Origin of the sequence: Streptomyces sp. Act143, assembly GCF_003143935.1 — a bacterium.
Classification (GTDB): domain Bacteria; phylum Actinomycetota; class Actinomycetes; order Streptomycetales; family Streptomycetaceae; genus Streptomyces.
Genome location: NZ_QFRX01000001.1, coordinates 7634433 through 7646953 on the forward strand (window position 1 = coordinate 7634433; position 12521 = coordinate 7646953).

General features: G+C 71.5%; 12 protein-coding genes and 1 pseudogene. 6 read left to right on the top strand and 7 right to left on the bottom strand.

From position 1 onward, the window contains the following. Positions 1 to 107 precede the first annotated feature (107 nt). The 5 genes from DI272_RS34870 (at position 108) to DI272_RS34890 (ending at position 5152) form a co-directional block, all read left to right on the top strand. Complete coding sequence (locus tag DI272_RS34870; protein WP_109499167.1) at positions 108 to 1403, top strand: multidrug effflux MFS transporter; 1296 nt, start codon at positions 108 to 110, stop codon at positions 1401 to 1403. Further along, positions 1355 to 2530 (top strand): serine hydrolase, encoded by a 1176-nt coding sequence (locus tag DI272_RS34875; RefSeq protein ID WP_181387421.1) that lies wholly within the window; start codon positions 1355 to 1357, stop codon positions 2528 to 2530. The genes DI272_RS34870 and DI272_RS34875 overlap by 49 nt, the downstream gene beginning before the upstream one ends. Positions 2531 to 2573: 43 nt before the next feature. After that, entirely contained in the window at positions 2574 to 3569 is a 996-nt protein-coding gene (locus DI272_RS34880; protein ID WP_109499169.1) for a small ribosomal subunit Rsm22 family protein, read from the top strand. Positions 3570 to 3594: 25 nt separating this feature from the next. Further along, positions 3595 to 4218, top strand: coding sequence for a TetR/AcrR family transcriptional regulator (locus DI272_RS34885; protein ID WP_109499170.1), 624 nt, complete (start codon positions 3595 to 3597; stop codon positions 4216 to 4218). 199 nt (positions 4219 to 4417) lie between these two features. Further along, the gene (locus tag DI272_RS34890; RefSeq protein WP_109499171.1) at positions 4418 to 5152 is read left to right on the top strand and encodes a bifunctional DNA primase/polymerase; all 735 of its coding nucleotides are present in this window, start codon (positions 4418 to 4420) and stop codon (positions 5150 to 5152) included. Positions 5153 to 5164: 12 nt separating this feature from the next. Here DI272_RS34890 and DI272_RS34895 read toward each other — a convergent pair whose 3' ends face one another. The 5 genes and pseudogenes from DI272_RS34895 to DI272_RS34915 form a co-directional block, all read right to left on the bottom strand. Next, on the bottom strand, positions 5165 to 6169 hold the full coding sequence (locus DI272_RS34895) for a hypothetical protein (RefSeq protein ID WP_109499172.1): 1005 nt from the start codon (positions 6167 to 6169) through the stop codon (positions 5165 to 5167). Beyond that, positions 6129 to 7001, bottom strand: a complete 873-nt coding sequence (gene efeU / locus DI272_RS34900) for an iron uptake transporter permease EfeU (RefSeq protein WP_109499173.1) — start codon at positions 6999 to 7001, stop codon at positions 6129 to 6131. Before efeU ends, DI272_RS34895 begins: the two co-directional genes overlap by 41 nt. Positions 7002 to 7007: 6 nt before the next feature. Next, a complete protein-coding gene (efeB, locus tag DI272_RS34905; protein WP_109499174.1) occupies positions 7008 to 8267 on the bottom strand; it encodes an iron uptake transporter deferrochelatase/peroxidase subunit in 1260 nt (419 codons plus the stop codon). A gap of 14 nt (positions 8268 to 8281) precedes the next feature. After that, positions 8282 to 9436 (bottom strand): iron uptake system protein EfeO, encoded by a 1155-nt coding sequence (gene efeO, locus DI272_RS34910; RefSeq protein ID WP_109499175.1) that lies wholly within the window; start codon positions 9434 to 9436, stop codon positions 8282 to 8284. 226 nt (positions 9437 to 9662) lie between these two features. Beyond that, positions 9663 to 10026, bottom strand: a pseudogene (locus DI272_RS34915) (ATP-binding cassette domain-containing protein); the annotation flags it as partial. A gap of 188 nt (positions 10027 to 10214) precedes the next feature. Between DI272_RS34915 and DI272_RS34920 the strand changes: the two are divergent. Further along, on the top strand, positions 10215 to 10871 hold the full coding sequence (locus DI272_RS34920) for a PhzF family phenazine biosynthesis protein (RefSeq protein WP_109499176.1): 657 nt from the start codon (positions 10215 to 10217) through the stop codon (positions 10869 to 10871). A 9-nt stretch (positions 10872 to 10880) separates the two neighbouring features. Here DI272_RS34920 and DI272_RS34925 read toward each other — a convergent pair whose 3' ends face one another. Continuing rightward, positions 10881 to 11528 carry a heme oxygenase (biliverdin-producing) gene (locus DI272_RS34925; protein ID WP_109499177.1) on the bottom strand — a complete coding sequence of 216 codons (648 nt, stop codon included), beginning with the start codon at positions 11526 to 11528 and terminating at the stop codon, positions 10881 to 10883. Between the two features lie 130 nt (positions 11529 to 11658). Then, positions 11659 to 12516: a type I methionyl aminopeptidase gene (gene map / locus DI272_RS34930; protein WP_109499178.1), complete on the bottom strand. Its 858-nt coding sequence runs from the start codon at positions 12514 to 12516 to the stop codon at positions 11659 to 11661. Positions 12517 to 12521 lie beyond the last annotated feature (5 nt).

Sequence of the window (12521 nt, forward strand, 5' to 3'; positions counted from 1 at the left end):
GCTCCCCGCCGCCCCTGTTCGCGCTCGCTCAGGTGACCCTCGCCACCCTGTACGAACTGAGAGCATAGGTGCCGGACCATGCGAGACACCGGCAGAGGGAGGGGCGCATGCCCGAGCGCGGGGCATCCACACCGGACCTGAACCAGGCGGCCGTCCCCGAGCAGGAGACGGCCGCCCCCGCCGTGCGCCGCACCGGACTGCTCGTCACCTTCGTCCTCGGCGGCCTGACCGCCACGCCCCCGCTGGCGATGGACATGTACCTCCCCTCGCTGCCCGAGGTGACCCGCTCCCTGCACGCCCCTGCGGCGACCGTCCAGCTCACCCTCACCGCCTGCCTCGCCGGCATGGCCCTCGGGCAGCTGGTGGTCGGCCCGATGAGCGACCGGTGGGGCCGCCGCCGCCCGCTCCTCGCCGGCCTCGCGATCTACGTCCTCGCCACCGTCCTGTGCGCCCTCGCCCCGACCGTCGAGACGCTGGTCGCCTTCCGGCTGACGCAGGGTCTCGCGGGCGCGGCCGGAATAGTCATCGCCCGGGCCGTCGTACGCGACCTCTACGACGGCGTCGCCATGGCCCGCTTCTTCTCCACCCTCATGCTGATCGGCGGCGTCGCCCCGATCGTCGCGCCGCTCATCGGCGGCCAGATCCTGCGCGTGACGGACTGGCGGGGCGTCTTCGTCGTCCTGACGGTCATCGGGGCGCTGCTCGCCGGGCTGGTGTGGGCGCGGCTCCCGGAGACCCTCCCCGTGGAGGCGCGGCACGTCGGCGGCGTCGGCGAGGCCCTGCGCGCCATGCGCACGCTCCTCGCCGACCTTCCCTTCACCGGCTTCATGCTCACCGGCGGCTTCGCCTTCGCCGCGCTGTTCGCCTACATCTCTGCCTCGCCGTTCGTGGTCCAGGAGATCTACGGCGCCTCCCCGCAGACCTTCAGCCTGCTGTTCGGCGTCAACTCGGTCGGCCTGGTGGCCGTCGGCCAGATCAACGGCAAGCTGCTGGTCGGGCGGGTCAGCCTGGAGAAGGTGCTCGGCGTGGGCCTGCTGATCGTCACGGCCGCCGCGGCGGCGCTGCTGCTGATGTCCCTGGGCGCCTTCGGCGAGGTGGGCCTGGCGCCCGTGGCCACGGCCCTGTTCGTCCTGATGTCGGCGATGGGCCTGACGCTCCCCAACGCCCAGTCCCTCGCCCTGCTGCGCACCAAGCACGCCGCGGGCTCCGCGTCCGCCCTGCTCGGCACCTCCTCCTTCCTCATCGGAGCGGTCGCCTCGCCGCTGGTCGGGATCGCCGGGGAGGGAACCGCTGTCCCGATGGCCGTCGTCCAGTTGTCGGCAGCACTGGTAGCGCTTACCTGTTTCATGGGAATGTGCCGTCCTTGGAACAGACGTGCGAGTGTGGAGGGAGCGGAGAGCTGAGCGCGCCGAAACTGCGCAGCGACACACCGGAACGGGCCGGACTGGACCCCGAGGAACTGCGCCTGCTCGTCCAGGACGTACACGAGCTCACCACCGGAGAACGCCCCTGGGCCGCGGGCGCGGTCGTGGTGGCCGGACGGGGCCCGGTCATCGCCGTGGAGGAGGCGGCGGGCTGGGCGGTCCGGTACGCGTCCTACGACCCGGAGGCGGACGCGGGCGTGCAGCTGCCGCGCGCCTCCTGCGTCCCGATGACCACCGACACCCCTTTCGACCTGGCCTCCCTCACCAAGCTGTTCACGGCGGTCGCCGCGATGCAGCAGATCGAACGCGGCACGCTCGGCATCGACGCGAGAGTGGGCGCGTACCTCCCGGACTTCCGGGCGGCGGCCCAACACGGCATCACGGTCCGCGAACTCCTCACCCACACCTCCGGCCTGCGCCCCGAACTGCCCCTGTACGAGTACGCCGACGACCCGGCCCGGCTCGCGGCCCTGCAGTCGGAACCCCCGATCGGCGTGCCCGGCACCTACTGCTACTCCGACCTCAACCTCCTCCTGCTCCAGCACGTCCTGGAACGCATCACCGGCCGCACCCTCGACGTCCTCGTCCACGACTGCATCACCCGCCCCCTCGGCATGACGTCCACGGCGTTCGGCCCCTGCCCCGGCGCGGCGGCCACGGAGGACCAGCGGCGGCCCTGGGCCAAGGTGGACCGGGGCATGCTGCGGGGCGTGGTCCACGACGAGAACGCGTGGGCGCTGGGCGGGGTGGCCGGTCACGCGGGCCTCTTCTCCACGGCCCGCGACCTGGCGGTGTTCTGCCGTGCGGTGCTGGCGGGCGGCTCGTACGGCCCGGCGCGCATCCTGGGCCCCGACTTCGTGGAGTTGCTGCTGACCCCGCCCGGTCTGGGCTTCGCGCTGGACCAGCCCTGGTTCATGGGCGAGCTGGCGGGCCGCGGCGCCGCCGGCCACACGGGCTTCACCGGGACGTCCCTGGTCCTGGACCGGGCGACGGACACGTTCCTCGTCCTGCTGGCCAACACGGTCCACCCGAGACGCCGGCCGGCGGCGAACGGTCCGCGGGCGAAGGCGGCGACGAGGATGGCGCGGGCGGTGCGGGAGAAGTGAGCGCAGGTGCGGTCGCCGCACCCCGCGCCCATAGAATCACCGGGTGAACGCCCCCGTACCCCCGGCAGAAACCCTCCGCACCGCCCTCGCCGGTCTCCTCGACGGTCTCCCGCCCCGGCAGGCCGCCCAGGCCGTGGACCGGCTGATCGCCAACTATCGCGGGGCCACCCCGACCGACGCCCCCATCCTCCGGGACCGCGCGGACGTCGCCGCGTACGCCGCCTACCGGATGCCCGCCACCTTCGAGGCGGTGCGGTCGGCGCTGGAGGAGTTCGCGGCTGCCACCCCCGACTGGTCCCCGCGGAGCCATGTGGACGTCGGCGGCGGCACCGGCGCCGCGACCTGGGCCGTCACCGCCACCTGGGACGGCACCCGCCCGGTCACCGTGCTCGACTGGGCCGAACCCGCGCTCGCCCTGGGCCGCGAGCTCGCCGCCGCCCACCCGGCCCTGAGCGCGGCGACATGGCAGCGCGCACGTATCGGATCGGCGCTCACCATCGAGAGCACCGATCTCGTCACCGTCTCCTACGTCCTCAACGAACTCACCCCCGCCGACCGCACCGCCCTCGTCGACGCCGCCGCGACCGCCGCGCAGGCCGTGGTGATCGTCGAGGCGGGCACCCCGGACGGCTACGCCCGCGTGATCGGGGCGAGAGACCGGCTCGTCGCCGCCGGCTTCCACGTCGCCGCCCCCTGCCCGCACAGCGCGCGCTGCCCGATCGTCCCCGGCGAGGACTGGTGCCACTTCGCCGCCCGGGTCAGCCGCTCCTCCCTGCACCGCCGGATCAAGGGCGGCTCCCTCGCCTACGAGGACGAGAAGTTCAGCTACGTCGCCGCGACCCGGTTCCCGGCCGACCCGGCGCCCTCCCGAGTGGTGCGCAAGCCCCAGATCCGCAAGGGCCAGGTCCTCCTCGACCTGTGCGAGACCGAACCGTCCCTGCGCCGCACGACGATCACCAAACGCCACGGCGACCTGTACAAGGCGGCCCGGGACGCGGACTGGGGCGACGCCTGGCCGCCGCACTCCGAGCAGCGCTGACACCGGCAGCCGGTACGGTCGGTCCATGGTCAAGAAGTCCGGTCCCGGCCCCGACACCACCCGGCGCAGCGAGAAGTCCCGCCGCGCCATCTACGACGCCGCCCTCGCGCTCGTCGGTGAGGTCGGCTACCCCAGGACCACCATCGAGGGCATCGCCGCCCGCGCCGGCGTCGGCAAGCAGACGATCTACCGGTGGTGGTCGTCGAAGGCGGACGTCCTGCTGGAGGCCTTCCTCGACCTCAGCGGGCAGGCGGCGCAGGCGGCGGGCCAGGAGCCGTACGCCATCCCCGACACCGGCGACCTGGCCGCCGACCTCAAGGCGGTCCTGCGGGCCACCGTCGATGAGCTGCACGACCCCCGCTTCGAGCGGCCCTCGCGCGCCCTGGCCGCCGAGGGCCTGGTCAACGAGCAGCTCGGCCGGGAATTCGTCACCAAGCTCCTCGACCCCTCCCTCCAGCTCTACGTCGAGCGACTGCGGGCCGCCCAGGAGGCGGGCCAGGTCCGCACCGAGATCGACCCGCGCATCGCCCTCGAACTCTTCGTCTCCCCCCTCGCCCAGCGCTGGCTCCAGCACACCGGCCCGATCTCCTACGAGTACACCGACACCCTCGTCGACTACGCCCTGTACGGCCTCGCACCCCGCTCGTGACGCCCCGGCCCCTGTGACGATGCCGACAACGGCGAGGGCGGTGAGCGGCTAAATCCCGGCAAAGCGGGTGATGGTGCGCGATCCACGGGCCCGGTACGCCCTGTCCCACCTACCCCGGTTGTCGGCTCCGGCCCCCCGGAGCGCAGGATGGTGGGACCATAGGGCATGCTGTCCGCACCACAGCGAGGCGAGGGGATAGATGAGCCAGGAGTTCGGCGGCCGGACCGGCCTTCAGGGCAAACTCACCCAGTGGCTGCGCGGACGCCGCCCCAAGGAGGCCGCCGACGACAGCGGCCGTGAGGCCCTGCTGCTGGCCGCCGCCGGGGCGGGACTGCCCCTCGCGCCCGCCGCGCACCCGGCCCCCGGCTACCGCTGCTCCTGCGACCGGGTCGGCTGTCCGACCCCCGCCCGGCACCCCGTCTCCTTCGCGTGGCAGACGCAGTCCACCACCGACCGCGGCCAGATCGAGCGCTGGGCCCGGCACCAGCCGCAGGCCAACTTCATCACCGCCACCGGCATGGTCCACGACGTCCTGGACGTCCCCCTGGAGGCGGGCCTGGAGGCCGTGGAGCGGCTGCTCGCCTCCGGTGTCGAGGTCGGCCCGGTCGCCGAGAGCAGCGACGGCCGCCTGCTCTTCTTCACCCTCACCCGCGGCACCCCCGAGGACGAGGACGAATGGTGGCCCTGCGAGCTGGACTGCCACCCCGAGACGATGGACGAGCATCCCGGACTGCGCTGGCACTGCCGGGGGTCCTACGTCCTCGTACCGCCCGCGCGGCTGCCCGGTGAGGGTCAGACCGTGCACTGGGTCCGCGGGCTCGAACACCCGCTGCCCGACCCGCTGAGCCTGCTGGAAGTCCTCACCGACGCCTGCGCCCGCTACGCCGGCGAGGAACCCGACCACGTCTCCGCGGCCTGGCCCCTGCGCGGCTGAGACGCCGTAGGGCTATTCGCCCTTGCCGGCCGTCAGGCCCTGGATGCGGCCCAGCAGCCGCACCTGCCCGCCGTCCGCGTTCTTCGGCGGGTCGAGGGCGATCTCGTTGGAGACGGACTCCAGCGTCAGCGACTGCTTCACCTCACCGGTCGTCAGCGCCTGCACGGCCGCGGTCTGGGCGGGCACCGAGGTGCCGGGTGCGGCGGTCTGCTTCTCGAAGTGGCGCGAGGTGAAGAACACGGCCGCGCCGCCGTCCTCGGTGCGCAGCGCCAGCGGGGCGTACGCGCCGCTGGTGAGCGGTTCGTCGATGTACTGCCTGACCAGACCGGGCTTCTTGGCCTGCTTCTGCCGCTCGGTGCGCCACCCGCTGGTGTGCGCGCCGTCCGCGAAGACCTTGCCCTTGCCGTCCTGGAGATACGTCGTGTAGTCCCGGCTCAAGTCCTTGGGCGCGACGGCCAGTTCGGTGGAGTTCACGGGGATCGCCTCGGCCCAACCGTCCGCGTCCGTCTTGAACCGAGGTACGTCGTCCGGGGCCACCAGCGTCAGATACGCCGCCTGGAAGGGCTCGTTCAGACCGTTGCGGGTGAACACGAACAGCCAGCGGGCGGTGCCGCCCTTGTTGGCGGCCGCGTCCGCGACGAACCAGCGCGGCCAGCCCGCCTTCTCGGTGATGGTGTACTTCACGTCGGTCAGCTTCAGCGGCGTGTGCGACGGATTGCCATCCGGGCTGGTCACCGAACCGGCCTTCAGACGCGCCGCGTCGATGTCGCCGAGGGCGCCGGTGACGTGGTCCGCGTCCAGTGAACTGTCGTACGCCTTGTCCGCGGCGTTGTACGCGGTCGTGAACTCCTGAAGCGCCTTCGCGGCCTCGGCCCTGGTCGTCGCGGGGAGCACTTCGCGCTCCCCGTGCACCACCACGCACCCGCTCGCCGTCAGCGACAAAGCGGTCACCGAGGCCGCTATCAGGGCCCTCCGGTCAAGACTGCGGAGCCTTCGACGGCTGCGATCCCTGCTCATCGGGTACCTTCACCTTCCCCTTCCCGGAGGCGAACCCTACCGGGGCGAGGAACAGGGCGAGCGTCGGGATCAGGTACAGCAGCCACACCGTGACCTGGAGGACCGTCGGGTTCGGCTGGAAGTTGAACACGCCCTTGAGCAGGGTGCCGTACCAGCTGTCCGGCGGAATGGTGTCGCTGATGTCGAAGGCCAGGGTCCGCTCGCCGGGCAGGAAGCGGGCCTCCTGCAGGTCGTGGAAGCCGTACGCCAGCACGCCCGCCGCGACCACGACCAGCATGCCGCCGGTCCAGGTGAAGAACTTGGCGAGGTTGATCCGCAGCGCGCCCCGGTAGAACAGCCAGCCCAGCACGACCGCCGTGGCGATGCCGAGCGCGGCGCCGATCACCGGGCGCGGGGTGCCGTCACCGGCCGCGCGCACCGACGTCCACACGAACAGGGACGTCTCCAGGCCCTCCCGGCCGACGGCCAGGAACGCCGTGGCGACCAGCGCGCCGGTGCCCATCTGGAGCGCCGCGTCCAGCTTGCCGTGCAGCTCGGACTTCAGGTGCCGGGCGGTGCGCCGCATCCAGAAGACCATCCACGTCACCAGGCCGACCGCGATGATCGACAGCGAGCCGCCGAGCGCCTCCTGCGCCTCGAACGTCAGCTCCTGGGAACCGAATTCGAGCGCGCAGCCGAAGCCCAGCGCGAGCGCGACGGCGACGCCGATGCCGGTCCAGATGGGCTTCAGCGCGTCCGTGCGGCCCGTCTTGACCAGGTAGGCGATGAGGATGCAGACGACGAGAGAGGCCTCCAGGCCCTCGCGCAGACCGATCAGGTAGTTGGAGAACACGGTCGCTCACGCCTCCTTGGAGAACAGCGTCCGGCCCCACCAGTCGTCCTTGTCCCGGACGCCGGGCGGCACGGCGAAGACGGCCGAACCCACGTGCTGGATGTACTCGTTGAGCGCGTCCGTGGCGAGATGCCGCTGGATGCGGATGAACCCCTCGCGCACGTCACGCTGGTAGGCCAGGAAGAACAGGCCCGCCTCCAGACGGCCGAGGCCGTCGGTGCCGTCGGTGAAGGAGTAGCCGCGCCGCAGGATCGTCGCCCCGCCGTTGGCGTCGGGGTGCGCGAGCCGGACGTGCGCGTCGGGCTTCATCGCCTTCAGGAACGGCTCGTCGCGCTCCTTGGCCTTGCCGACCGGGGCCCCCTCGCCCTTGTCGCGGCCGAAGATGTCCTCCTGCTCCTGCAAGGAGGTGCGGTCCCAGGTCTCGATGTGCATGCGGATGCGCCGGGCGACGAGGTAGGACCCGCCGACCATCCAGTCGGGCCCGTCCTTCTCGTCCACCCACACGAACTTCTTCAGCCGGTCCGTCTCCGTCCCCGCGATGTTGCGGGTGCCGTCCTTGAAGCCCATGAGGTTGCGCGGGGTCTGCTCCTCGGGCGTCGTGGAGGAGGTCTTGCCGAAGCCCAGCTGCGACCACTTGATGACGACCTTGCCGAAGCCGATGCGGGCGAGGTTGCGGATGGCGTGCACGGCGACCTGCGGATCGTCAGCGCAGGCCTGGACGCACAGGTCGCCGCCGCTGCGGTTCTTGTCGAGGGCGTCGCCGGCGAAGTGCGGCAACTCGACGAGGGCGTCGGGCTGCCGGTCCTCGATGCCGAACTTCTGGAACAGGGAGGGCCCGAAGCCGATGGTGAGCGTCAGCCGCGACGGCTTGAGCCCCACGGCCTCGCCGGTGTCGTCCGGCGGAGCCTCCGCCAGCCCGCCGAAGGCGCCCTCGCCGACGGCCTGCCCACCGGTCATCCGGCGGGCCGCGGCCGTCCAGTCCTTCAGCATCTGCACGAACTCGGCGCGGTCCTCGGTCTTCACGTCGAACGCGGCGAAGTGCAGCCGGTCCTGCACCGGCGTGGAGATACCGGCCTGATGGGCGCCGTGGAACTCCACCGCGGCCCCCGCCTCGGCGGCGACGGTGTCGACGTCGTCGCCGTCACGGGTCATCGCCACCGCGCCACCGGCCGCGACGGCACCGAGCGCGAGCCCGGCACCACCCCAGCCGATGACCGAACGCCGGGACGGAGCCGCCGAGTTGTCGGTCTGCGGGATCTCGCTCATCGGATGCCCCCCACTCACTTCACGACGACGGCGGCGGCGAGCTTGGACAGCGGCTCCGCGAGCGCGTTCACCGCGTCCGACAGCTCCTTGCGATCGGCGTCGCCGACCTTGTCGTACGAGGTGAAGTCGTAAGACGACTTGTCCGCCCGGTACTTGTCCAGCAGCGTGTTCAGCGCGGCGAACTGCTTGTCGAGCTCGGTCACCAGGGCCGGGTCGTTCTCCTGGGCGACGGGCTTCAGCAGCTCGTAGGACTTCTCGGCGCCCTCGACATTGGCCTTGAAGTCGACGAGGTCGGTGTGCGAGTAGCGCTCCTCCTCGCCGGTGACCTTGCCGGTGGCGACCTCGTCGAGGAGCTCCTTGGCGCCGTTGGCCATGGAGGTCGGGGTGATGTCCGCCTTGCCGACCCGCTTCTGCCAGTCGGTGAGGTCGGTGATCAGCTGGTCGGCGAGCTCGGAGTCCCGGGCGGTGAGCTTCTTGTCCTTCCACAGGGACTTCTCCAGCCGGTGCCAGCCGGTCCAGTCCTTCGCCGGGTCCTGGCCCTCCTCCAGGCCGTCCTCGCGGACGTCGACCTTCGGGTCGATGTCACCGAAGGACTCGGCGACCGGCTCGGTGCGCTCCCAGCCGATGCGGGACGGGGCGTAGGCCTTCTGCGCCGCCGCGACGTCGCCGTCCTTGACCGCCTTGGCGAAGGTCTCGGCGAGCGGCAGGGTCGCGTCGGCCTGCTCCTGCACATAGGTGCGGTAGGCGGCGACGGCCTTGTCGAGCCGTGGGTCGCGCTTGGCGGTGGTGCCGCCGGTGGCCTTGACGTCCTGGCGGATGCCGTCGCCCTTCATGCCCGGCTTGCAGGCGATGGTGTAGTCACCGGCCTTCACCTCGGCGGTGACCCGCTGCTTGGTGCCGGCGCCGATGTTCTCCCGCTCGGTGACGATGCGGTCGTCGGGGAAGAGGAGGTAGACCTCGGTGACCTTGGAGCCCTTGTTCTCGATGGCGAGCTCGACGTGCCCGGCCGGGAACTCCTTCGACGACACCTCGCACTTGCTGTCGGTGGCGGTCACGTTGATCACCCGGTCGCCGCTCGCGTCGCCGCCCTTCTCCGTGCATCCGGTGAGGGCGGTCAGAGCCGCCACGGTGGCGGTGGCGGTGACGGCGGACAGGCGGACGGCTCGCATGCAGGCTCCCGTGGATGGCTGTGGGTGGCCGAAAAATCACGTGACAGCGCTCACACGGATTGGTGAGGCTGCCCTAACTTAACCGAGGCTTACCTGCGTGATACCCCGTCGCGCCGTGATTCACCTCTCATAGACGGTGTAAGGGCACGAGCCGATCACGGTGACCTAAAACGGACCCCAAGGAAGTCCCAAGAACCCCTCAAAGGAGATTCACAGGTTCCGGGCCGGGGTGACGAGGGGCAGCGACCCGCCCGGCGCACAGGATCGCGCCCCGCTGCGCGCAGGCCGCCGCGAGCCCCAGGTCGTGCAGAACGACGACCACCACGTCCCCGGCCCGGGCCCACTCCCGGCACACCCGCAGCACCAGCTCCTGATGCCGGAGATCGAGCGCGGCGGTCGGCTCGTCCAGCAACAGCAGCGGCGCGCGCTGGGGCGAGCACCCGGGCGAGCGCGACCCGGGCCCGCTCGCCGCCGCTCAGCGCGGAGAAGGGCCGCGGCGCGAAGGCGGTGGCGTCCGTCTGCCGCATGGCTTCGGCCACGGCGGTGTCGTCGTCGGGCGGGTCGACGGCGGCCCGGGGGCCGAGGCGGACGTGAAGGGCGTCGACCTCGGCGAGGGCGTCACCGGGTTGGGCGGGGCGCCGATGAGATGAACGGACGCGGACCTGCGGGGGAAGCGGCTCACTGCCGTACGCCGTGGAGCCCATGACCGTGCAGCCCCTCCCCGGCGCAGCCCCCACCTGGGACGACCTCGGCGCCCGCGCAATGTTTCAATGCCCCCGTGACTGACTACGACGTCCTCCGCGTCTTCTGCGCGCCCAACGGCGGATACGGCAACGAACTCGGCGTCGTCCGCGAGGGCTCCGTGATGCCCGACAGGGACGAGCGGCAGGCGTTCGCGGGCAAACTCGGCTTCAGCGAGACCGTGTTCGTCGATGACCCCGAGCGCGGTGTCATCGACATCTACACGCCCACCCTGCGGCTGCCCTTCGCCGGGCACCCGTGTGTCGGTACCGCCTGGCTGCTGGACGTGCCCGAGCTCGTCACGCCCGCGGGGCCCGTGGGCGCCCGGCTGGACGGGGAGTTCAGCTGGATCGAGGCGCGGGCGGAGTGGGCGCCGCCGAGGACACTGCGCCAGTACGCCTCGGCCGCCGAGGTCGACGAGCTCCCGGTGCCGCCCAAGGGGGAGTGGATCTACGCGTGGGCCTGGGAGGACGAGTCCGCGGGCCGGATCAGGGCCCGTGCCTTCCCCGGCCGGGACGACGGCATCGACGAGGACGAGGCCACCGGCGCCGCGGCGATCCTGCTCACGGACCGGCTCGGCCGCGCCCTGAACATCACTCAGGGCGCGGGCTCCCAGATCCTCACCGCGCCGCAGCCGTACGGCTGGGTGGAGATCGGCGGCCGGGTGGTCCTGGAACGCGAGCCGGAACGCTAGAGAGAGGTCTCAGGCGCTCAGCGGGAACTCCTCGCCCAGCGCCCGGAACACCGCCGTGTTCAGCGTGAACGCCCGCTTGCACTCGGCCACGACCCGCTGCTTCTCCAGGTCGTCCGCCCGGACGGCGTCCAGCAGTTCGCGGTAACCCCGCTTGAACGCGGCCGGGTTGGCGATCCCGTCGAACACGTAGAAGCGCACGCCGTCGCCCTTGCGTGCGAAGCCCCAGGTCCGCTCCGCCTTGTCGCGGATGATCTGGCCGCCGGACAGGTCGCCCAGGTAGCGCGTGTAGTGGTGGGCGACGTATCCGGCGGGCCAGCGCTCGGCGCACTCGCGCACCCGGTCCGCGTACGCCCGGGTGGCGGGCAGCGCGGACAGTGCCGTACGCCATCCGGGGCCCCGCAGATGCTCCAGGTCCCGCTCCAGGGCGCCCAGCCGGTACAGCTCCGGCCGGATGAAGGGCCCGGTCACCGGGTCCGAGGCGAGCCGGTCCGCGTGGGCCTCCAGCGCCTCGTACACGAACCACAGCTGCTCGGTGTAGCGCGCGTACGCCTCGACGCCCAGGCGGCCGCCGAGCAGGTCGCTCATGAACGACGAGGTCTCCGCCTCGACGTGCTGCTCGTGGGACGCGGTGCGGATCACTGCGGAGAAGGAGTCCATGCGCCACATCCTCTGAGGTTAGCCTTACCTAAGTCAATACTCTTGCCGACACCCTGTCGGTAAAACGGTACAAGAAAGGACCCGCCCCCAGCAGGGGACGGGTCCTGGAGCCTGCCTGCTCAGAGCCTGCCTACGGCAGCGTCAGGATCTCGGCGCCGCTCTCCGTCACCACCAGCGTGTGCTCGAACTGCGCCGTCCGCTTGCGGTCCTTCGTGACGACCGTCCAGCCGTCGTCCCACATGTCGTAGTCGTGGGTGCCCAGCGTCAGCATCGGCTCGATCGTGAACGTCATGCCGGGCTGAATGACCGTCGTCGCGTGCGGGCTGTCGTAGTGCGGGATGATCAGGCCGCTGTGGAAGGAGGAGTTGATGCCGTGACCGGTGAAGTCACGGACCACCCCGTAGCCGAAGCGCTTGGCGTACGACTCGATGACCCGGCCGATGATGTTGATCTGGCGGCCCGGCTTGACCGCCTTGATCGCCCGGGTGAGGGACTCCCGCGTCCGCTCCACCAGCAGCCGGCTCTCGTCGTCCACGTCCCCGACCAGGTACGTGGCGTTGTTGTCGCCGTGCACCCCGCCGATGTACGCGGTCACGTCGAGGTTGACGATGTCGCCGTCGCGCAGCACGGTCGAGTCCGGAATGCCGTGGCAGATCACCTCGTTGACGCTGGTGCACAGCGACTTGGGGAAGCCGCGGTAACCGAGCGTCGAGGGGTAGGCGCCGTGGTCGCACATGTACTCGTGCGCCACCTTGTCCAGTTCGTCGGTCGTGACGCCGGGCGCGATCTTCTTGGCCGCCTCGGCCATCGCCCGCGCCGCGATTCGGCCGGCGATCCGCATCGCCTCGATCGTCTCGGGCGTCTGCACCTCCGGACCGGTGTACGGCGTCGGCGCGGGCTTGCCGACGTACTCGGGGCGACGGATGTTTCCGGGCACGGAACGGGTGGGGGACAGCTCCCCTGGGACGAGCAGCGACTGGCCAGACATGCCAG

What these genes read in the sequence shown, in the direction of transcription:
- DI272_RS34870 (WP_109499167.1), top strand. Translation starts at nt 108, where the DNA reads ATGCCCGAGCGCGGGGCATCCACACCGGACCTGAACCAGGCGGCCGTC.
- DI272_RS34885 (WP_109499170.1), top strand. Translation starts at nt 3,595, where the DNA reads ATGGTCAAGAAGTCCGGTCCCGGCCCCGACACCACCCGGCGCAGCGAG.
- DI272_RS34890 (WP_109499171.1), top strand. Translation starts at nt 4,418, where the DNA reads ATGAGCCAGGAGTTCGGCGGCCGGACCGGCCTTCAGGGCAAACTCACC.
- DI272_RS34895 (WP_109499172.1), bottom strand. Translation starts at nt 6,169, where the DNA reads ATGAGCAGGGATCGCAGCCGTCGAAGGCTCCGCAGTCTTGACCGGAGG.
- efeB (WP_109499174.1), bottom strand. Translation starts at nt 8,267, where the DNA reads ATGAGCGAGATCCCGCAGACCGACAACTCGGCGGCTCCGTCCCGGCGT.
- efeO (WP_109499175.1), bottom strand. Translation starts at nt 9,436, where the DNA reads ATGCGAGCCGTCCGCCTGTCCGCCGTCACCGCCACCGCCACCGTGGCG.
- DI272_RS34925 (WP_109499177.1), bottom strand. Translation starts at nt 11,528, where the DNA reads ATGGACTCCTTCTCCGCAGTGATCCGCACCGCGTCCCACGAGCAGCAC.
- map (WP_109499178.1), bottom strand. Translation starts at nt 12,516, where the DNA reads ATGTCTGGCCAGTCGCTGCTCGTCCCAGGGGAGCTGTCCCCCACCCGT.